The sequence below is a fragment of the Bradyrhizobium ingae genome, from assembly GCF_055791185.1.
Window position 1 is genome coordinate 32909 of the sequence record NZ_JBVUBB010000007.1, and the last position, 21299, is coordinate 54207.

The following is a 21299-nucleotide window of genomic DNA, read 5'->3' on the forward strand; positions in this document are numbered from 1 at the left end:
TCACTTCGTGAGATTTCAGAAACATCTCATTACGCAGACGACTGAAACAGCACGGCGCGCGCGAGCATGATGGCGACTCGCCGCTGTAGTTTTCTAGGATGGCCGCTCGACGAAGGAGACGGCCTTGTTGCTATAGGTCCATGTCGCGCCGTCGCGTTTGCTGATTCCGAGAAAGGCGGTCGGCGTTCCGGCATATGTCATGGCCTGATTGCCGCCCTCGATGCCATAAGCCCATGGGTCGAGGCACAGAAACTCGGTGACCTTGTTGTCGGCTCCCGTAGTACGGTGGCCGACGATGCCGACATAGTGAGCGCCGCCGAGGGAGGTCCGCACCGGCACCTTGTTTTCGAGATTCTTGATTGTCCAATCCACCGCTGTGCTGGGATCCCGGCCCACGCTCACCTGGTCGCGCCCCGTCGGTTCAGCCATTTTCCAGCCCATGTAACGGACGAAGACGATCTTGAGGATTGAACCGCACCAATATTCATCGTTCACCGCCTTGAGGAAGCCGCCATTGTTCTGGTTCCATGGCAGCTTGCTCTTCTTGTAGTTCTCCATCGTTGCGGCCGTCGAACTCTCGATCTTGGGATGGGTGTGCAGCGCCTCATCCACCAGCATTTCATAGACACGATGGCGGTTGTCGAGTTCGTCGGTGGGGTCTTGGTTGCTGTAGAACTTGCGATAGGCAGCAGGCGCCTTGGCCGCCGTCGTGACGGTGTGGAAATAATGCCAGATCAGATCGGTTTTCCACGAGGGGTCGCGGGTATGGGTGTCGGACATGGAGACGTTCCATATAAGGCATTCCGCCGCGGCGGCTTCGCGGCATTCCCATTTGCGGTCAGACCAGCCGCACTGAAAGATTAGTCCCCGCTCGCTTGATGACGGTTCAATCGCATTCGCTGGGGATGAAGTCCCGGGCCTCGACAGCAACATCGGCGCCGGTGCTTGGAATGATGCAATTTTGGCGCTTCGCTTTTAGCGATCGTTAGTCAATTTCGCAGGCGGAACTCGCGCGAAGCCAGCGCAGCTCCTGGCGACGCCGCAAGTCCGGCTCTGACCTCCAGCGACGCCCGCCATCAAGCCGCTGTCGGCGACCAAGCGGACATCAAGGGAGATAACCAATCAGTTTGTGAATCCACGGCCTAGAGTGCCGCAAGCACCGCTCTCGCGATGTCGGCAGTGCCGTTGTTGCCGCCAAACTCCATCGGCTTGATGCCGTCGGCATAGACCTGGTCCACCGCGCGCTCGATCTGCTCGCCGGCCTCCGCGGCGCTTTCCACGCCATGCTTGTTGGCGAGCCAGTCGAGCATCATCGCCGCCGACAGGATCATGCCTGTCGGATTGGCCTTGCCCTGCCCCATGATGTCTGGCGCGGTGCCGTGGCAAGGCTGGAACACGGCATGCTTGTCGCCGATGTCGGCCGATGGTGCCATGCCGAGACCACCGATCAGGCTGGCAGTGATGTCGGAGACGATATCACCGAACATGTTCTCCATCACCATCACGTCGAAATCCCAGGGTCGCTTCACCAGCATCGCCGAACAGGCGTCGACATAGAGGTGATCGGTCTTCACGTCCGGATGCTGCTTGGCGGCTTCGTCGAAGATTCCGCGGAAGAAGGCAAAGGCCTTGAACACGTTCGCCTTGTCGACGCAGGTCAGCGAGCCCGGGCGACCGCGCGCCTTGCGCCGCTCGGCAAGACGAAACGAGAAATCGAACAGGCGCTCAGATGTCTTGCGCGTGATCACCATCGTCTCGCGCGCATCCTCATGCGTGACGACGCCCTTCCCCATGGAGGCGAACAGCCCCTCGGTGGATTCGCGAATGACGACGAGATCGATGCCGCGCTGATCCGCGCCGACGATCGGGCTCGGCACGCCCGGGATGAGGCGTGCCGGGCGCACGCCGGCATAGAGATCGAAGATGAAGCGAAGCTCGATCTGCGGCGCGATCTCGGTATTATCGGGGTAGCGCACCGACGGCAGGCCGCACGCACCAAGCAGGATCGCGTCGGCCTGCTCGCACAGGCGAATCGTCGAATCCGGCATCGACTTGCCGGTTGCGAGATAATTATCGGCGCCGGCCGCCGCCTCGCTGAAGCGGAAGCTGAGCCCTGCCTTCTCACCGACCTTCTGCAGTATCTCCATTGCCGGCGCCATGACTTCGGGACCGATGCCGTCACCGGCGAGCACTGCAACGTGGAAGGCGTTATTTGCGGGCATGTGGGGATTTCCTGAGCAAAGACCGGAGCCACACTGTCATTGCGAGCGAAACGAAGCAATCCAGAAATGCACCCGCGAAGAGAGAGCGGATTGCTTCGCCGAGCCAGTCATCGGGCCGCGCTCCGCGCGGGTCCGTTGGCCTCGCAATGACGGAGGATAGAACGTTCACTATGGCGTCAGCACCGTGCGTCCAACTACAGCACCTTGCTGCAATTGCACGAGCGCGTCGTTGGCCTTGTTGAGCGGCAACGGCGTCACGGGGATCGGCGGCACTTTCTTCGACCGAACGAGATCGAGCAATTCCTGCGTCTCGCGCAAATTGCCAACATAGCTGCCCTGGATCGTCACCGCCTTGATCGGGATCAAGGGCAGCGCCCAGGTGGCGCCGCCACCGAACAGGCCGACGATGACGAGCTTGCCGCCCTTGGTCAGGCAGTCAAAGCCGAGTTGCGTGGTCGCGGCGTTGCCGACGAGATCGATCACCGCACGGATCGGACCGCCCGCCTTCCTCGCAAGCTGCTCCAGCGCATCCGGCACCTTGGGATCGACGGTGGCGAGCGCGCCGGCCTTCTCGGCCGCCTCACGCTTCTTCGCATCGATATCGACCATGATCGCACCTTTGCCGCCCATCGCCTTGAGCAGCGACAGCGCCATCAGACCGAGGCCGCCGGCGCCGAACATCACGATCGGCGTGTCGAAATGCTGCTCGACCTTCTTCAGCGCGCTGTAGGTGGTGACGCCCGAGCATGCGTAGGGCGCAGTGGTAGCGGGATCGAGCCCCCTGAGATTGAGAAGATAGCGCGGATGCGGCACCAGCATGTGATCGGCATAGCCGCCGTCGCAATAGACGCCGAGAGAACGCGGGGTCAGGCACATGTTCTCGTCGCCGGCCAGACACGTCGCGCATTTGCCGCATCCGATCCAGGGATAGACGAGGCCGACATCGCCCTTGTTCAGGTCACCCCGATCGGACGGTTTCACGTCGGGACCAAAGGCCAGGATCTCTCCGACCGTCTCATGCCCCATCGTCAAGGGCAGCGCGATGCCGCGGTCCTTCAACGAGAGTGGCTTGCGGCCATGGCCGAGATCATAGCCGCCTTCCCAGATGTGCAGGTCGCTATGGCAGACGCCGGCCGCCTTTACCTTGACAAGGACCTGCGTTCCCGAGGGCTGCGGCGTCGGCTCATCGAACTCCTTCAGCGGCGCTTTGAAATCAGCGACCTTGAAGCTTTTCATGGCGTCTCTCCCGCTCAATTCTTGTTTTCAAGGACAACCTTGGCACGTCCCGCCGCGCAAAACAAACGGCGCCGCCTTAAGTTACGTCAATGGATGATGGCAGGCCGCGAGCTGGCCCGGAGCGACCTCGCGCAGCTCAGGCATCTCCACAGCGCACCGCTGGTCCGCACGCGGACAGCGGGTGCGGAAGCGGCAACCGGACGGCGGCGCGATCGGCGATGGCGGCTCACCCGTGGCGACACTTTCGGCGGGCCGCACGTCGGGATCGGGGACCGGAATGGCCGCGAGCAGGAGTGCCGTGTAGGGATGCGCGGGCCTGGCGAATAGTTGTTCCGAAGGCCCGACCTCGCACAGCCGTCCGAGATACATCACGGCGACCCGGTCGCTGACAGCTTTGACCACCGCCAGATCATGCGCGATGAACAGCAGCGTGAGGCCGAACCGCGCCTTCATCTCCTCCAGCAGATTGAGGATCTGCGCGCGGATCGAGACGTCGAGCGCCGAAACCGGCTCGTCGCAAACGATGAATTCGGGATTGAGCACCAGCGACCGCGCGATCGAGATGCGCTGGCACTGGCCGCCGGAGAATTCATGCGGCAGGCGGCCGGTCACGAGATCGGGATCGAGGCCGACCGCGCTCAGGACCTCGTGGACAAGCTGCCTGCGCTTTTCCGCATCCTTGATGCCGGCGATGATCAGGGGCTCTGCGACGATGTCGCCGATGCGCCGGCGCGGATTGAGCGAGGCGATCGGATCCTGGAAGATGAGCTGGACGCGACGTCGCATTTTGCGCAGCGGCTCGCCCTGCATCGCCGTCAGGTCCTCCCCGTCGAACAGCACGCGACCGGACTTGGCGCGGCGCAGTTGCAGCACCGCGCGCCCGAGGGTCGACTTGCCGCAGCCGGACTCGCCGACCAGTCCCAGCGTCTCCCCGCGCGCGACGTCGAGGCTGACGCCGGAGACCGCGTGCACGGTCTTGTTGCCGAGGCCATATTCGACGACGAGATTGTCCACTTTCAGCAGCGGCACGTGGGACTGCGCGCGGGCGACGACCTGCATCATGCGTCAAGACCTTCGGCCATCTGGATCGGATGGAAGCAGGCGTAGAGATGTCCGGGCACTTCGGCGCCTGTCAGTTCCGGCTTCGCCTGGTGGCATCGGCCGGCGGCGTAACGGCAGCGCGGCGCGAAGGAGCAGCCTTGCAGCGGCCGGGTCGGATCAGGCGGCCGGCCGGAGATCGCCGGCAGCGGCGTGTGCGGAGCGGTCTCCAGCTTCGGGATCGCGGCCAGCAATGCCTCGGTGTAGGGCATGTGCATCCGCTTGAAGAGCGCAGGCGTCGGTGCGCGCTCGACCACCCTGCCCGCGTACATCACCGCGACCTCATCGGCGCGGCCGGCGACCACACCGAGATCATGGGTGATCAGGATCATCGCCATATGGCGGCGGCGCTGCTCGCGCGCCAGGAGATCGAGGATCTGAGCCTGGATGGTGACGTCCAGCGCCGTCGTCGGCTCGTCAGCGATCAGGAGTTTTGGCTCGCATGACAACGCAATGGCGATCGCAATACGCTGACGCATGCCGCCGGAACATTGATGCGGATATTGCACGAGCCGCTGCTCCGGCGCCGGGATGCCGACGGCCGCGAGCAGCTCGATGCTGCGCTTTCGTGCGGTCGATGCGTCGAGCTCGAGGTGCTGCTGGATCGTCTCCGTCAATTGCGTGCCGATGGTCAGCACGGGGTTGAGCGAGGTCATCGGATCCTGGAACACGACCGCGAGGTCGCGCCCGCGCAGCCGCCGCAGGCTCTCCGCATCGAGCCGCGCCAGATCCTGGCCATCGAACATGACGCGTCCGGTGAGCTTCGCCTTCTTCGGCAGGAGCTGGAGGATGGCGCGCGACAGCATGGTCTTGCCGCAGCCGGATTCGCCGACGATGCCGAGCGTGCGGCCCGCCTCCAGGGTGAGATCGACATGATCCACGGCGCGCAAGTTGCCGCGCGGCGTCGGCAGCTCGAGCGCGACGTCCTCGATTGCCAGTAGCGGCCCACTCACAGCGCCCCCTGACGCGGGTCGGTGATGGCCCGCAAGGTGTCGCCGACCAGATTGAAGGCCAGCACGGTGAAGAACAGCGCGGTTGCCGGCAGGAAGGCGAGCCGCGGCGCGATATCGAGGCTTTCACGCCCCTCCCCGATCATGCTGCCCCAGCTCGCCATCGGCGGCGGTACGCCCAATCCCAGGAACGACAGCGCACCTTCAACGACGATGGTCACGGCGACAGCGAGCAGGAAGAACGCGAGCAGCGGAAGGATGACGTTCGGCAACAGCTCGCGTAGCAGGATGCGCGCATGCGTGGCGCCGAGCGCCTCAGCTGCAATCACGAATTCGCGTCGCGCCAGCGTCAGCGTGGACGCACGCGCCACCCGCATGAAAGCGGGAATGCCGAGCACGCCGAGGATGAAGGTGAGATTAGGGATGGACTGGCCGAGATAGGCGGTCACTGCGAGCGCGAAGACCAGCGGCGGAAAGGCGAGCAGCACGTCCATGCTGCCGACCACCAGCGTCTCGAAGCGGCCACGGAAGTAACCGGCAAGCAGGCCGAGCGCGCCGCCGATGGCCAGGCCGATCATCGGCGCAAACAGCCCGACCGTCAGCGAGACGCGCGCGCCGAAAACCAGACGCGCGAACTCGTCGCGGCCGAGACCATCCGTGCCGAACCAGTGCTCGGCCGAGAACGCCGCTCGGCGCTCCAGCATGTCCATGTCCACAGGGCTTTGCAGCGGCAGCATGGGCGCCAGGATCGCGAGCGCGAAGACCACGGCAAGCCAGGCGATCGCCGTCCAGAACAACAGGCCGAGCCGCCGCCGCCGCTTTGTCTCCGACGCCGCCTCCTCACCAAGCGATAGCTCAAGCGTGGCCATGGCGTATCCTGGGATCGAGGACGGCGTAGAGCATATCGACGACGAAGTTCATGATCACGAAGCCGGATGCGACCAGCAGCACCACGCCCTGAAGGATGATCAGGTCGCGGGTGTAGATCGCGCCGACCAGAAGCCGGCCGAGGCCGGGCAGCGCAAAGATCGATTCCACGATCAGCGCGCCGCCGATCAGTCGTCCGATGTTGATGCCGGTCACCGTCACCAGCGTCAGCGACGACGGCTTCAACGCATGCACGAACAGGATGCGCGACGGCGTCAAGCCTTTGGCCTTGGCGAGCGCGATATAGTCCTCCTGCAATGTGGCGATCATGTCCGAGCGCAACACGCGCATGATGCCCGGCCATTCCGCGAGCGCCAGCGTCAGGGCCGGCAGGACGAAGAATCGCAGATTGGCGAGCGGGTCCTCCGTGAACGGAACGTAGCCGGTCGCCGGCAACCAATGCAGCTCCACTGCGAACAGGTAGATCAGGAGGATCGCAGACAGGAACGACGGCACCGACAGCATGGCGAAGGCGCCGCCGGTCATGAAGCGGTCGAACGGGCCGCCGGCGCGCGCGGCGCAGATGATCGCGAGCGGAACACCGATCAACAGTCCCAGAAATTCGGCGAGCAGCATCAGCTCGATCGAGACAGGCACCCGCTCGGCGACCGCCTGGAGCACCGTCTGCCCGGTACGGAAGGAGCGGCCGAGATCGCCCTGAAGCACGTGACCGAGCCAGCTCAGATACCGCCACCACAGCGGCTGATCGAGCCCCATGTCGTGCCGGAGCGCTGCGACCTTCTCCGGCGTCGCCTGGTCACCGAGGATGACGTAGGCGAGATCGCCGGGCAGAAGCGAAGCGATCAGGAAGGTGAGCAGCGAGACGGCAGCCAGCACCGGCAGCAGATGAACGAGGCGCCGCATGACGAAGGCGAGCATTGCGCTCAGTCCAGCCAGGTGTCCGAAACGTCGATCACGCCGTTATAGATTTTCGGAAAGCCTTTCAGCCTCGCGCTCGATAGCGCGTAATAGGTGTTCTGGAAGGTCCAGAACCAGATCGCCTCCTTGTTGATCAGGCGGCTGATCGCGCAATAGTCCTCGATGCGCTTGTCGGTATCGGCGGTGATGCGCGCATGATCGAGCAGCCGGTCGAGCTCCGGATCGGCAAAACCGGCAAGCGCCAGCGGGCTGCCGCTGTGGAAATTTGCGTACATCTGCGGATCGGGATCGGCGAGGTCGACGATGCGCCATGGCGTCAACTGGAATTGGCGCATGAAGGCGCGCGGTGGGATCGTCGCCTGGTCGACCTGTTCGATCTCCATATTGGCTCCGACCCGTTTCCAGAATTGCTGGAGCACCTGGCCGATCATGCGACCGCGCGGCGTCGCCGTGGCCAACATCTTGAACTCGACGGGCTTACCGTAGTCCTTGATCAGCGCCTTGGCCTTTTCGACGTCGAAAGGCAGCGCGCCGTCATCCTTGCATTTCACCCAGGAGCCGTCGCCGTAAGGGTTGCTCGCCGGACGGCTCAGGCCGTTGCTGATCGCCTGCGACATCTTCGGCCGGTCGATCGCCATCACCAGCGCCTGCCGCACGCGGACGTCGTCGAAGGGAGCGGTCTTGGTGTTGAAGGCGGAGACCTGCGCGCCCGAGCCCTTATAGGTGTGTACGGTCAGCTCGGGGTCTTTCTGCGCCTTCATGATGTTGTCGGCGTCGTACTCGTCGTCCCAGATGATGTCGGCTTCGCCCGACTGCAGCGAAGCGAACCGCGACTGCGCATCCGGCAGCGGCTTCAGGATGATGCGATCGAGGTAGGGATGGCCCTTGTTCCAGTAGTTGGGGTTCTTCTCCAGCACCATGCGGTCGCCCGCGGTCCATGATTTCAGGATATAGGGACCCGTGCCGACGGGATTGCGGTTGTAGTCGTCACCCCTGGTCTTCCAGGCGGTCGGCGAATGCACGACATTGTTCTGGCTTTGAATGCTGATCACAGCCGGCAGATTCACTGACGGATCGGTGAGATTGTAGACGACGGTGTATTCGTCGGGTGCCTGCACATCATGGACATTGGTGATGAAGAAGGCACAGCGGCACTTGTTGGCCGGATCCTTCTGGCGGTCAAAGTTTTCCTTGAAGGCCTGTGCATTGAAAGGCGTGCCGTCATGGAATTTCACGCCTTCACGCAATTTGAACGTCCAGCTTTTGTAGTCGTCGGAATGCGTCCAGGACACCGCGAGCTTGGGCGCCGCCTCGCCCTTGTCGTCGAGCGTGGTAAGCGTGTCGAAGATCGCCGCAGCAGCCGTGAAGGTCGAAGTGTCGTAGACGCCCACCTTGAGCGGATCGAAGCCCGGAATATCGAGCTCCTGGCCCATCGTGATGCTGCCGCCGGATTTTTGCGCGTGCGCAGGCTTCACCAGCGGAACAATGACAAATGCCGTTACAAGGAAAATCGGCGCGAGCCTGCGCGCCGCGGCAAGTGCGTTTGTCATTGTTTTCTCCCAAAGTCTTTCGTCCGGTATGTTCCAGATCCTTGATGACTTCAAATCGAGATTGGCGAGAATCGTTCGCCACGGCAAGAGGAACGCACACGGGATCAAACGCCGCAGTGCTTATTGTTGTGCAGCCGTTTTGCCTCACGGAATTAGCGCATCATCGCCGAGCCCCGCTCCGCGCAAAGTTCACGCGTGCGCTTAGGTCTGCCGGGTTGCCACGTCGAACACAGCGGCGGCTTCACCACGAGCTGTGAGCTCTACGGCTCTATCACCGTGAGCATCAGCATCAACTCGCGTCCGCATCGTCTTGCCGCCGTCGGTCTCGATCCCGATGACCTCGTCATCCATGTCGGCGCGGAATCCCGGAATGCCCTTAGGAACCGTGCGGGTTCTTGCTTGTTGATGCGCCGACGCTGGATGGCGGCGGTCTGGTAGGAAAGCCTTTACCGAACGGCAGCTTCCCAGGGGTGGGCTTGGAATTCCGAGGGCAACTGGACCCGATCTTGCATAGCAGCAAGCGGGCTCGGAAGAGGGCAGCTGTTCTTGAGGGTCTTATTCATCACGACAGAGATGGACGATTTTGTCCGCGTCGGCGGACTTGGTGCCGTTTCTGCTGCCCTTCCGAGAGCGCTCCGCCCCTTCGCCGATATCCGGATCATGCTGCCCGGCTATCGCGACATCATCGAACAACTCACGCATATTCAGATCGTTGGCCGCTGTCCGGCGTTCGCGGAGATGCCGGCCTGCACGCTCGGCCGGGCCGCGACGCGCGACGGCCTGCCGGTCTACGTGCTGCTGTGCTCGCAGCTCTACGACCGTCCCGGCAATCCCTATGGTGACGAAAGCGGGCACGACTGGCCCGACAATGACATCCGCTTTGCGCGCTTTGCATCAGCAGCCGCTGAGCTTGCGACGGGCAACCTGGACAAGAACTGGGCAGCAGACCTTGTCCATGCCAATGACTGGCAGGCCTCGCTCGTGCCCGCCTACCTCGCCTGGCGCGGCGCGACGCTGCCGTCGATCCTGACCATCCACAACCTCGCCTATCAGGGTCTCTTTCCGAAAGACGCGCTGCGGAGGATCGGCGTACCCGAGAGCTCCTTCCATATCGACGGCGTCGAGTTCTACGATCAATTGTCCTTCCTGAAGGCCGGCCTCGTCTATGCCTCGCACCTGACGACCGTGAGCGCCACCTATGCGCGCGAGATCACCACGGCGGAATTCGGTTGCGGCCTGGAGGGCCTGTTGCGCGTCCGCGCCGAGGCAGCCGAGCTCACCGGCATCCTCAACGGGATCGACGAGAGCTGGGACCCCCGCTATTGCGCCCAGCTCGCGCAGCAATTCGGCGCCGGCGACTGGGTCGGCAAGCGGGCCAACGCGGACTATGTGCGCAAGCAGTTCGGGCTCGCCGTATCGCGCGGGCCGATGTTCGGCATCGTCGCACGCCTCGTGCATCAGAAAGGCATCGACCTCGTGCTGTCGGCGGCCGACGAGATCATCGATGCCGGCGGACAGATCGTCGTCACCGGCTCCGGCGAGCCGGCGCTCGAGCAGGCGCTGATCAACGCGCATCGCAGGCGGCCGCACGCGATCGGCGTCGCCATCGGCTTCAACGATGCGCAGGCGCGGCGCATCTTTGCCGGCAGCGATTTCACCCTGATGCCCTCGCGCTTCGAGCCCTGCGGGCTCAGCCAAATGTACGCCCAGCGCTTCGGCTCGCTGCCGATCGGCCACCAGACCGGCGGGCTTGCGGAAACCATCACCGATGGCGAAACCGGCTTCCTGTTCACGCAGCCGTCCTACGAGTCCTTCCTCGGCGGGGTTCGCCGGGCCTTCACGACCTTCATGGCCCAGGACCGTCTCGACTCCATGCGCCGCAGCGCCATGTCGCGGTCGTTCAGCTGGAATATATCCGCCGCCTGCTACAGCGCGCTTTATCGCAAGATCGCGTCGGCTTGAGGCGGGTCATCCGATCGAAGACCGTCCGATCCAGGCCCTGTTGAGACATCGCGTCATCCAGCCGGGCTGGAGCGTCCCGCGCAGTCGCGCTTGAGCTTCCTGGTACGGACCGACATAGCGCAGGCGAGCGGGCAGCCGGGGGTAGACGCGCCGTATCCACTTGAGCGCGCGGTCCGCCGCCCTGTCGTCGGCTTCGTTGCAAACCAACCCAAAACCCGCAACCAGTTGTTCCGGCAACATCCGGGCCGTCAGCGCCTGGTACCACTTTGGCGGCCGCAACCAGGGGCGTCCGACACCCCCTAGAATTTGCCCGGCCACCTCGCGCGCTGCGGGGCCGACGGCCAAAACATCCGAGCATGCCATAGCTTCAGTGTAGGCGAGAAAGGATTGCCAATCCGCCGGCAGGTCGCCTGGGGTCAGCCCGAACATCGCTGCGAAAAGCCGGCATTCGGCCCAGTATCGCTCGCGCTCGTCGGCCGAGAGCGGTGGAAATACGAGATCGTGCGCCATGACCGCGCTTCCGACGAGAGTGGCGTGAACCCAACGCAGCGCCGAGACTTCATTGGCGCAGTAGTGCGAATTCGCTTCAAACGACCCGACGGCATCGGGCAGGCGGCCAACGATCGCGGCGTGACGCCGGTGCAGCTTGCGGGAAGCCGTCAGCGCCTGGTCGAGCGAGCCGAATACCATCGTAAACATGACGTCGAAGGTTCGATGGAAGCGACCGATCGGATCGGCGAGCGTCCTGGAATGCTCGGCGATGGCGGCAGCGACCCACGGATGCGCCAGTTGGAGCAGCAGCGCACGGCCGGCTCCGAGAAAGATCACGGATTCTCGGTCGATTCGCCAGGTCAGTGAGGCCGGTCCAAAAATACCCGCGGCTGGCCCCGCGGCGGCGGCCCGCACCCGATCGAGCGCGGCGCCCAGATCATTTTCTGAAACCAATTTGCAACATCCGCTTTACGTCAAATCGTGACGATAGCACGGATACGTCGTCAGCGCTTCACCTTCGCCAAATCGGGCTGCGGCTCCTGCGGCGGATCATCGTCGGCGATGGCACGCCAGGCCGCGCCGTCGAGATCGTCATACTGGCCGCTCTTGAGCGACCAGAGGAACGCGGCGAGGCCTATCAGCCCCAGCCCCAGCGCCAGGGGAACAAGGATGATCAGGACTTCCATGATGTGGTCTCCCGTGAGGCGCTGCGCGCGCGCAACGCGTTCAGCATGACCAGGATCGACGAACCGCTCATTGCGGCCGCGGCGATCAACGGCGTCACGACTCCGCTGATGGCAATCGGCACCGCCAGGACGTTGTAGCCGATCGCAAGCCAGAGATTTTGCCGCATCAGGTGCAACGCCTTGCGGGCATGATCGACGGCCGTCACGACCGGTGCCAGCGGCTTGCCGAGGAAGACGAGGTCGGCGGTCGCCTGGCTGAGATGCGCGGCCGAGATCGGCGACATCGAGACGTGGGCCGCCGCAAGCGCGGGCGCATCGTTCATGCCATCGCCGACCATCAGCACGCGCGCGCCGCGCCGCTTCAGCTCCTCGATCCGCGCGATCTTGTCGGCCGGCGTGACGCCGGCGCGCCACTCGGGAATGCCGAGCGCGTCGGCCGCCGCCCTCACCGCGGGTTCGCGGTCGCCTGAGAGGATTTCGATGCCGAGATTGCGCGCCTTCAGGGCCTCGATCACCGCGGCCGCGTCCGGGCGCAGGGCCTGCCGTACCGTGAAGAGGAATTTTTCGGGGCCCCTGCTGAAAGCGACGACGGACGCTTCCGGGTCGAAATCGGTTCCGCTGTTCAAGAGTTCTTCTGCACCGCAGAAAGACGGCCGGCCAAGACGGATCTCGGTGCCGTCGATGCTCGCGCGCACGCCCTGCCCGGCCTCCTCGACGGCGCCGACAATCGCCGATTTGGCGCGCGCGGCCTGCGCCACCGCAGCCGCCACGGGATGATGGCTCGACAACGCGAGCTGCCCGGCGAGCGCCAGGACATCGGCCGGAATCGCCGTCGCATTGACCACGTCGAGATCTGGCAGCGTCAAGGTGCCGGTCTTGTCGAAGATGATGTGATCGGCCTCCGCCAGCCGCTCGATCGCATCACCGGCGTTGAGCAGCACGCCGGATTTGAACATCGCGCCCGAGGCCACCGTCTGCACCGTCGGGATCGCAAGTCCGAGCGCACAGGGACAGGTGATGATCAGCACGGCAACGCCGGTGACGATCGCGTCGTGCCAGCTTGCGCCGGCCAGCACCCACCCGAGGATGGTCAGCAGCGCAGTCGCATGTACCACCGGCGCATAGAGACGCGAGGCCCGGTCGGCGAGCCGCCGATAGCGCGAGCGTGCCTGGAGCGCGTTGTCGAGCAGGCGCGTGATCTCCGCAAGCAGCGTTGCCTCCGACGCCGCCGAGACCCGTACCCGCAAGCTGCCGGAAATATTCATCGAGCCGGCATAGACCGGCGTGCCCTTGTCGGCCGTGACATAGAGCGTCTCGCCGGTGATCAGGCTCTGGTCGATCTCCGAACGGCCCTCGATCACGGTGCCATCGACGGCGCAGCGTTCGCCGGGCCGCAGCAGCACGATGTCGCCCGGATTGATCGCGGCGACCGGCACCTGCGAGATCTCGTCGGGACCGACGAACTTTGCCGCAGTCTCGGCCTTCAGCGCCGCCAGATTGCCGGCAACCGCACGCGTCCGCCGCCGCATGTTCTGGTCGAGAACGCGACCGACCAGAAGAAACGTCAGCAGCATGATTGCGGCGTCGAAATAGGCATGCTCGGCGTGGTGGATCGTCTCGACCACGGACATGCCAAGTGCGAGGATCACCCCGATCGAAATCGGGACGTCCATGTTGGTGGTCTTCGCCGACAGCGCGCGCCAGGCCGAGCGGAAGAACGGCTGGCCGGCATAGGCTGCGGCCGGCAGCGCGATCAGCGCCGACAGCCAGTGGAAGAAATCGCGCTGCTCGGGCAGCATGTCGCTGACATTGCCGGACCACACAGGAATCGACAGCATCATCACGTTCATGGTGGCGAACGCCGCAACGCCGAGGCAACGAAGCAGGAAGCGCGACTCCGCGACTTCAGTCTCCTCCGCGCTTGCCTTCTCGTAAGGATACGCCTTGTAGCCGAGCTCTTCGAGCCGATCGATGAAGCGCGCAGGGTTGAGCGTGCCCTTCTTCCATTCCAGCGCGACGCGGCGGTCGGTGAGATTCACCCGCGCCAGCGTCACATCGGGAATGGCGGACAGACCTCGCTCGATCTTCGCCATGCAGCCGGCACAGTGCACGCCTTCGACGGCGAGATCGATGTGCTGCAGCCCCTCACCTGCAGCACGAACATAATGGGAGAAATCGCGCGAGATCTGCATGACTAATCCCATCAGTTCAGGATCACGCGATTGCGCGACATGAACATGCGCTCGCTGCGCGCATCGCCCTCGAGCACGAGATCCCACTGGCCGGGCGCGACCGCCGCCGCGTTGCCGCCATAGACCCCGATGCCGATCTCGGCGAGCTCGAGGGAGAGATCGGCGCGCTTGTCGGCCGGTCGTTCCAGCCGGCCGGAGAATTTCAGGCCGGTGACCGGCCGGCCGGCAGCGTCGCGGGCCTCGATCCGCACCGTCGCGCCGCCATCGGCGCTGCGCTGGATCTTCGCGTCGACCCGCCAATTCCGCTCCGCCTGTCCCCGCGCCGCCGCAATCTCCTTCTCGTAGGAGAGACCGGCGGCATAGGGACTGTCGACGTCGGTGCCCGGAAGCGTCGCGATTGCAAGCTTCATCATGGTGACGTTGACGCCGATCACGACGCCGAAGAACGCGACCAGGATGACGAAGACCGTGGTGCCGGTCAGTGGCTTCGGTGCGGCGGATGCCATGGCGAACTCCAAACGATGCTTTTCAGGGCGCGACGAAATTGTCGGTGGCGGAGGCGACCTCGCCGAGCCCGATATCGGTGACGTGGAAATGCACCGGGATCGATTTCTCCGGATTTTTCTCGGCCGGCGCCGTCACGAGCAGCCGCAATTCCGCGGTCTGGTCCCGGCCGATCACGATCGTCGGCCGGTCCGGCGTCGCGGAATCAACGCCGACGACATGGACCGTCGCATCCACGGGACCGTCGACGTCGATGGCGACGACGCGGTCGAAACCGCGCTTGTTGAGCAGCCGGACCGTGTAGGCGTTGCGGATCGAGCCATCGCTGAGCCTGACCGCAACGGGGTTGCGGTCGTGCAGCACGTTGACGTCCAGCAGGCTGCGGGTCAGCAGCGCATAGAGCATGATGCCGCCGACGGCCGCGATGATCGCACTGTAGATGATGGTGCGGGGCCGCACGAAGCGATAGATCGGCGACTTGCCTTCCTGGCGGCGCTGGATGTTGATGTCGTTGTCATAGGCGATCAGACGGGTTGGCCGGCCGATCTTCTTCATCACGTTGTCGCAGGCGTCGATGCACAGGCCGCACTGGATGCATTCGAGCTGCGGCCCGTTGCGGATGTCGATGCCGGTCGGGCAGACCGCGACGCACTGGTAGCAGTCGACGCAGTCGCCGACCTGCTCGCCGAGCGCGCGCAGCTCGGCGGCCTTCTTGACCGACGTGCGCTTCTCGCCGCGATCGTAGCGGTAGGTGACGTTGAGCGCCCATTCGTCGGTAAGCGCGGCCTGGATGCGCGGCCATGGGCACATATACGTGCAGACTTGCTCGCGCATGAAGCCGGCAAGCACGTAGGTCGTCGCGGTGAGGATGCAGATCCAGATATAGGCGATCATCGGCGCCTGAAACGTGACGAGCTGCTTCACCAGCGTTGGCGCATCGTTGAAATAAAGCACCCAGGCGCCGCCGGTCCACCAGGCGATCAGGAGCCAGATCGAATGCTTGAGGACGATCTCGGATATCCGCTCGAGCTTCATCGGGTCAGATGACTTGTCCTTCTTCATGCGCTCGCGCCGGTCGCCTTCGATCAGACGCTCGACCGCGTAGAAGAGATCGGTCCAAACCGTTTGCGGACAGAGATAGCCACACCACAAGCGGCCGCCGATGGAGTTCATCAGGAACAGCGCCACCGCGGCGACGATCAGAAGGCCGGTGAAATAGTAGACCTCCTGCGGCCACAGCTCGATGAAGAAGAAATAGAAGCGGCTGTTGGGCAGATCGATCAGGACCGCCTGGCTGGGGGCGCCCAGACCACGGTTCCAGCGCACGAAGGGCAGGAGGTAGTAGATGCCGAGGCAGAATGCCATCAGCCCCCATTTGATGCGGCGGAACGTGCCCGAGACGCTCTGGGGGTACACTTTCTTGCGAGACGCGTAGAGCGGCCCGTAGTCGTCGTCGTCGGAAGTAAGCTCGTTAGCGTTCACGGCGTTATTCATCGCTGGCTACATCTTGCAAGGTACGATCGAACCTAAGCTGAACGCCGACCCGCCAGTTGATCCAGCTCAAACGGGGGCGCGCTTTTCGCGGCCCCGTCGATCTCTGTTCAACTATTTTCCGCCGCCGAGCGAGTGGACGTAGACCGCCATCGCCTTGAGGGTGGCGGGATCAAGCCGTCCCTCCCACGCCGGCATGACACCGGAGCGGCCCTGGCTGATGGTCTCGATCAGGGTCGCCTCATCCGAGCCGTAGAGCCAGATCTTGTCGGTCAAATTGGGCGCGCCCATCTCCTGATTGCCCTTGCCGCCCTCGCCGTGACAGGCGACGCAATTCTCAGTGAATATCTTTTCGCCCTTGGCGGCGTCAAAGCCCTGCCGGGTCGGCAGGCCCGACAGCGAGCGGACGTAGTTGGCGACCGTGACGATCTCGTCGGGCTTCAGCACCCCGTCCTTGCCGAAGGCGAGCATCTGGCCCTCATGGGTCTTGGCGTGACCGGACCGCGCACCATACTGGATGGTCTGCATGATCTGCTCGAGCGTGCCGCCCCACAGCCAGTCATCGTCGTTGAGGTTCGGGAACCCCTTCGCGCCCGCAGCGCCGCTGCCATGGCATGGCGCGCAATTGTCGCCGAACACGACGCGGCCCTTGGCGCGCGCCAGGGCAAGCAAGGCCGGATCCTTCTCGATATCGGCAAGCGGGGCCGCAGCGAGCGCCGCCATCTTCTCGCCCCGGGCCGCCTCGAGGTTCGCGAGTTCCACCGCGAGGCTGGCGCGCGTCGAATAGCCGAACAGACCGGTGGTGTTGCTCGAGATCAGCGGCCAGGCCGGATAGACGATCCAGTAGCCGATCGCCCAGACGATGGTGAGGTAGAACGTCACCAGCCACCAGCGGGGCAGCGGCGTGTTCAGCTCCTTGATGCCATCCCATTCGTGTCCGGTCGTGGTCTTCCCGGAGACACTGTCGAATTCACCGTGGTCGGTCATGATCCCTTACTCCTCGCGCAACGGCAGCCGCGCCGCTTCGTCGAAAGCGGCCTTGTTGCGCGGCCAGAATGCGTAGGCGACGATCGCGAGGAAGATCGCGACGAAGGCCGGCGTCCAGATCGTCGTCACGAGATCGGAGGCGAGGTTATGGACTGTCAGAATTGCTTTCATCGTTCGTGCCTTCTCAGCGGAGATTGGCTTTCTCGTTGTAGAGCTTGAAGTCGACGAGCGTGCCGAGCATCTGCAAATAGGCGATCAGCGCGTCCATCTCGGTCGGGGTGCCCGGCTTGCCATCGAAGTTGCGCACCACCGCCTTGGCATAGCGCTTGGCGAAGGCATCGCTGCCGGCATTGTCCGGATCGGCCTGTGCCTTCAGGTCGGCGGCCGCGTTGGCGATCTGGTCGTCGCTGTAGGGAACACCGACGGCGCGCAACGTGCGCATGTGATCGGCGATCGTTGTCGGATCGACCTCGTTTTCGGCCAGGAACGGGTAGCCCGGCATCACCGACTGCGGCACGATCGCGCGCGGGTTGGTCAGATGGGTCACGTGCCAGTCGTCGGAATATTTGGCGCCGACGCGGGCAAGATCGGGGCCGGTGCGCTTGGAGCCCCACTGGAACGGGTGATCGTACATGCTCTCGGCGGCGAGCGAGAAGTGTCCATAGCGTTCGACCTCGTCGCGCAAGGGACGGATCATCTGCGAGTGGCAGAGATAGCAGCCCTCGCGGACGTAGATGTTGCGGCCGGCGAGCTCGAGCGGCGTATAGGGCCGCACGCCGTCGACCACCTCGATCGTGCTCTTGAGGTAGAACAGCGGCGCGATCTCGACGAGACCGCCGATCGAGATCACCAGCAGGATGCCGACGATCAGGACGATCGAGTTCTTTTCGAATATTTTGTGGCGATTCCAGAAAGACATTGTCGAGCTCCTCATTCCGCCGGCTGAAGAGCGATGGGCGAGGTGACTTCCGCCTCGCCGGCACGCACGGTCATCCAGAGATTGTAGGCCATGATCAGTGCGCCGATCAGGAACAGCGCGCCGCCGGCGGCGCGGATGACGTAGAAGGGATGCATCGCCTCCACGGTCTCGATGAAGGAATATTCGAGGAAGCCCAGCGAGGTGTAGGCGCGCCACATCAGGCCTTGCAGGATGCCGGACACCCACATCGCCGAGATGTAGAGGACGATGCCGAGGGTTGCGATCCAGAAGTGCCAGTTGACGAGCTTGAGGCTGTAGAGCCCCTTCCGATTCCACGCCCACGGCACCAGGCAATACAGCGCACCGAAGGAGACGAAGCCGACCCAGCCGAGCGCGCCGGAATGCACGTGGCCGATGGTCCAGTCGGTGTAGTGGCTGAGCGAGTTGACGACCTTGATCGACATCATCGGACCTTCGAAGGTCGACATGCCGTAGAAGGCGACGGAAACCACCAGCATGCGCAGCACGGGGTCGGTGCGCAGCTTGTCCCAGGCACCCGACAGTGTCATCAGGCCGTTGATCATGCCGCCCCAGGACGGCATCCACAGCATGACCGAGAAAGTCATGCCGAGCGTCTGCGTCCAGTCCGGCAGCGCCGTGTAATGCAGATGGTGCGGGCCGGCCCAGATGTAGAGGAAGATCAGCGACCAGAAGTGGATGATCGACAGCCGGTAGGAATAGATCGGTCGATCGGCGCGCTTGGGGATGAAGTAGTACATGATGGCGAGGAAGCCGGCGGTCAGGAAGAAGCCGACCGCGTTATGGCCGTACCACCACTGGAACATCGCGTCCTGGACGCCGGCCCAGGCGACGTAGGACTTGGATCCGAACACCGATACCGGCAGCGCAGGATTGTTGCCGAGATGCAGGACGGCGATCGTCACGATGAATGCAAGGTAGAACCAGTTCGCTACGAAGATATGCGGTTCCTTGCGCTTGATCACCGTGACGAGGAAGACGAGCAGATAGGTCACCCACACAATGGTCAGCCAGAGGTCCGCATACCATTCCGGCTCGGCATATTCCTTCGACTGGGTGACGCCGAGCAGATAGCCGGTGCCGGCGACGAGGATGAAGAAGTTGTAGCCGACGACGACGAACCACGGCGCGAGATCGCCGGCGAGGCGCGCGCGGCATGACTTCTGCACGACGTAGAACGAGGAAGCGATCAGCACGTTGCCGCCGAAGGCGAAGATCACTGCCGATGTGTGCAGTGGACGCAGGCGGCCAAAACTCATCCAGGGCAGATCGAAGTTGAGCGCGGGCCAGGCGAGCTGCGAGGCGATGATCAGGCCGACCAGGAAGCCCGCGATGCCCCAGAACATCGACATGAAGGCGGAGAACTTGATCGGCCCCATATTGTAGTTGGGCCGGCCGTTGATTTCCTCGGGCGGCAGCTCCGCAGGGCGCTCGAAGTAGCGATTGAGGATGACGAAGACAGCCGCGATGCTCGCCGCAGCGCTCAGCGAGGCATGGAAGGCGAAGGGCGCATCGATCGCCTTGGCTGCCGCGACCACGCAGAGGAAGGCGGTGACTGCGAACACCGCCGCCAGGCCGCTTTCACCGATGGTCATGGATTTGGAAATTGAGGGCTGGCTCATGCGGATTCTCTCTCAAAGAACACGCAGCCAGAAACCACATTCACGCTCGCGGGGAATTGATTGAAATCAAGATAATCGGATTTCCGCCGGCCCCGATCGACAGGACATCGGGAAGCAATATCAGACGCTTACGCGGTTTTGCCCACGCGCCACTGACCGCGCCCCTGGAAAATCGCGGAGCGGGTCTGTCGCAGAAATGAGACAGCCGATCAGCTAGTCGCGCGAGGTCGCCTTGAGCGCGGTGATGACGTCCTCCCGCGCGATGATGCCGACGAGCTTTTGCGCACCGTCGAGCACGATGATGCTGCGGATCCGGTGCTCGACCATGAGCTGAAGCACGCGGGTCAGGCGCGTGTCCGGTCGGACGTAGATGAACTCCGGCGTCATGACGTCGCCGACCTTGCGATTCATCAGGTCCAGATAGCGCGGGACCATCTGGCTCGGCGAGAGGGCGAAGCATTTCAGGATGTCGAACTTGGTGACGATGCCGACGACCTGCCCGTCCTCTTCGACCGGATAGCCGTTGAAGTCGTCGCGCTCGAACATCTCGCTGAGCTCGAGCATGTCGAGGTCGCGCACCACGGTCTTGACGTTGCGCGTCATGTAGCCGTCGGTGGTCTGTTCAAGGAATCTATACACGGCGCGTCCTCATTGGTCTTTCAGTCAACCGACGTCAGTGCGACAGCAGCACGCAGCGGGCTGACTGGGTGAGCAGATATTGCGTGACGCCGCCGAGGACCAATTCGCGGAACCGCGAATGGCCGTAGGCGCCGGCCACGATCAGGCCGGCTCCGACGTCTGCGGCCACCTTCCCCAAATGGTCAGCCGCACTTTCGTTCCGGCCGGCTTCCGAAACTCGGGCGGTTGCCGTGACGCCATGACGGGCGAGCCAGGCGACGACATCGGTGACGGAGGCCAGCACCGCTGGGCGATCGTCATCCGACTCGGGGATCGCGACGATCGTGATCTCCCTCGCCTTGCGCAGCAGCGGCAGTGAATCGACCACTGCCCGCCGCGCCTCCGGCCCATCCTTCCAGGCCACCAACACGCTGCGCAGATCGAGCCAGTCGATGCCGTCAGGCACGACCAGCAGCGGTCGGCCAGCCTGCATCACCAGATCCCTGGGGCTGGCGAGCGAGAACGCATCCGAGAAGGCCGGGCTTTGCCCGCCGCTGACGACGATGTCGGCGCAGCGCGCCTGCTGCAGCGCATAACGCGCCGGGAAATCGACCGCGCCGCGCCACTCGACGTGCCCACCGCGATTCCTGGTCGCGGCACGGAATTGATCCTCCAGCTCCGCAAGGCGCTGCCGAACCGAGGCCTCGCCGCGGTCGATCAGACGCTGGGCTTCCGCACCTTCGGTGAAATAGAGGGGCGGCGCGAACTGCGCCGCAGCAACTCCGACGATCGCCGCCTCGAAACGCTCCGCGAGCTCGCCCGCGACCTGAAGCCTCGCCTCATTGGGCTCACCAAGCGCCAGGCTGACCATGACGGTCGCGTATGTCATTCCGTGCCTCCCGAACCTGCGGATGCTGGCTATGCT

Annotated in this window: 21 protein-coding genes; 1 reads left to right on the forward strand and 20 read right to left on the reverse strand. The window is 63.9% G+C overall.

The genetic code is table 11. From position 1 onward, the window contains the following. Positions 1-93 precede the first annotated feature (93 nt). The 9 genes from ACV1FX_RS12890 to ACV1FX_RS12930 form a co-directional block, all read right to left on the reverse strand. On the reverse strand, positions 94-780 hold the full coding sequence (locus ACV1FX_RS12890; protein ID WP_473117934.1) for a hypothetical protein: 687 nt from the start codon (positions 778-780) through the stop codon (positions 94-96). A 362-nt stretch (positions 781-1142) separates the two neighbouring features. After that, positions 1143-2222: an isocitrate/isopropylmalate dehydrogenase family protein gene (locus tag ACV1FX_RS12895; protein WP_473117935.1), complete on the reverse strand. Its 1080-nt coding sequence runs from the start codon at positions 2220-2222 to the stop codon at positions 1143-1145. A 168-nt stretch (positions 2223-2390) separates the two neighbouring features. Then, a complete protein-coding gene (locus ACV1FX_RS12900) occupies positions 2391-3458 on the reverse strand; it encodes an alcohol dehydrogenase (RefSeq protein WP_473117936.1) in 1068 nt (355 codons plus the stop codon). Between the two features lie 81 nt (positions 3459-3539). Continuing rightward, entirely contained in the window at positions 3540-4520 is a 981-nt protein-coding gene (locus ACV1FX_RS12905; protein ID WP_473117937.1) for an ABC transporter ATP-binding protein, read from the reverse strand. Next, positions 4517-5509: an ABC transporter ATP-binding protein gene (locus ACV1FX_RS12910; protein ID WP_473117938.1), complete on the reverse strand. Its 993-nt coding sequence runs from the start codon at positions 5507-5509 to the stop codon at positions 4517-4519. Before ACV1FX_RS12910 ends, ACV1FX_RS12905 begins: the two co-directional genes overlap by 4 nt. Beyond that, positions 5506-6375, reverse strand: coding sequence for an ABC transporter permease (locus tag ACV1FX_RS12915; protein ID WP_473117939.1), 870 nt, complete (start codon positions 6373-6375; stop codon positions 5506-5508). Before ACV1FX_RS12915 ends, ACV1FX_RS12910 begins: the two co-directional genes overlap by 4 nt. Next, positions 6362-7312, reverse strand: a complete 951-nt coding sequence (locus ACV1FX_RS12920) for an ABC transporter permease (protein ID WP_473117940.1) — start codon at positions 7310-7312, stop codon at positions 6362-6364. The genes ACV1FX_RS12915 and ACV1FX_RS12920 overlap by 14 nt, the downstream gene beginning before the upstream one ends. Positions 7313-7317: 5 nt before the next feature. Further along, a complete protein-coding gene (locus ACV1FX_RS12925; RefSeq protein WP_473117941.1) occupies positions 7318-8862 on the reverse strand; it encodes an ABC transporter substrate-binding protein in 1545 nt (514 codons plus the stop codon). A gap of 201 nt (positions 8863-9063) precedes the next feature. After that, positions 9064-9213, reverse strand: coding sequence for a hypothetical protein (locus tag ACV1FX_RS12930; protein ID WP_473117942.1), 150 nt, complete (start codon positions 9211-9213; stop codon positions 9064-9066). Between the two features lie 195 nt (positions 9214-9408). Here ACV1FX_RS12930 and glgA point away from each other — a divergent pair, with 195 nt between their 5' ends. Further along, complete coding sequence (gene glgA, locus ACV1FX_RS12935) at positions 9409-10824, forward strand: glycogen synthase GlgA (RefSeq protein ID WP_473117943.1); 1416 nt, start codon at positions 9409-9411, stop codon at positions 10822-10824. Between the two features lie 6 nt (positions 10825-10830). Here glgA and ACV1FX_RS12940 read toward each other — a convergent pair whose 3' ends face one another. The 11 genes from ACV1FX_RS12940 to ACV1FX_RS12990 form a co-directional block, all read right to left on the reverse strand. After that, positions 10831-11769: an oxygenase MpaB family protein gene (locus tag ACV1FX_RS12940; RefSeq protein ID WP_473117944.1), complete on the reverse strand. Its 939-nt coding sequence runs from the start codon at positions 11767-11769 to the stop codon at positions 10831-10833. A 50-nt stretch (positions 11770-11819) separates the two neighbouring features. Further along, positions 11820-12002, reverse strand: coding sequence for a cbb3-type cytochrome oxidase assembly protein CcoS (ccoS, locus tag ACV1FX_RS12945; protein WP_473117945.1), 183 nt, complete (start codon positions 12000-12002; stop codon positions 11820-11822). Beyond that, complete coding sequence (locus tag ACV1FX_RS12950) at positions 11990-14194, reverse strand: cation-translocating P-type ATPase (RefSeq protein WP_473117946.1); 2205 nt, start codon at positions 14192-14194, stop codon at positions 11990-11992. The genes ccoS and ACV1FX_RS12950 overlap by 13 nt, the downstream gene beginning before the upstream one ends. Before the next feature lie 11 nt (positions 14195-14205). Next, on the reverse strand, positions 14206-14700 hold the full coding sequence (locus ACV1FX_RS12955) for a FixH family protein (protein ID WP_473117947.1): 495 nt from the start codon (positions 14698-14700) through the stop codon (positions 14206-14208). A 22-nt stretch (positions 14701-14722) separates the two neighbouring features. After that, positions 14723-16192, reverse strand: a complete 1470-nt coding sequence (ccoG, locus tag ACV1FX_RS12960) for a cytochrome c oxidase accessory protein CcoG (protein WP_473117948.1) — start codon at positions 16190-16192, stop codon at positions 14723-14725. Between the two features lie 111 nt (positions 16193-16303). Then, positions 16304-17176, reverse strand: a complete 873-nt coding sequence (gene ccoP / locus ACV1FX_RS12965; RefSeq protein ID WP_473117949.1) for a cytochrome-c oxidase, cbb3-type subunit III — start codon at positions 17174-17176, stop codon at positions 16304-16306. Positions 17177-17182: 6 nt separating this feature from the next. Further along, positions 17183-17347, reverse strand: coding sequence for a cbb3-type cytochrome oxidase subunit 3 (locus ACV1FX_RS12970; RefSeq protein WP_283036562.1), 165 nt, complete (start codon positions 17345-17347; stop codon positions 17183-17185). Between the two features lie 13 nt (positions 17348-17360). Next, positions 17361-18095, reverse strand: coding sequence for a cytochrome-c oxidase, cbb3-type subunit II (ccoO, locus tag ACV1FX_RS12975; RefSeq protein ID WP_473117950.1), 735 nt, complete (start codon positions 18093-18095; stop codon positions 17361-17363). Positions 18096-18106: 11 nt separating this feature from the next. Next, positions 18107-19756 (reverse strand): cytochrome-c oxidase, cbb3-type subunit I, encoded by a 1650-nt coding sequence (gene ccoN / locus ACV1FX_RS12980; protein ID WP_473117951.1) that lies wholly within the window; start codon positions 19754-19756, stop codon positions 18107-18109. A 213-nt stretch (positions 19757-19969) separates the two neighbouring features. After that, complete coding sequence (locus ACV1FX_RS12985) at positions 19970-20395, reverse strand: CBS domain-containing protein (RefSeq protein WP_473117952.1); 426 nt, start codon at positions 20393-20395, stop codon at positions 19970-19972. A 34-nt stretch (positions 20396-20429) separates the two neighbouring features. Further along, positions 20430-21263 carry a universal stress protein gene (locus ACV1FX_RS12990; protein WP_473117953.1) on the reverse strand — a complete coding sequence of 278 codons (834 nt, stop codon included), beginning with the start codon at positions 21261-21263 and terminating at the stop codon, positions 20430-20432. Positions 21264-21299: the final 36 nt, after the last annotated feature.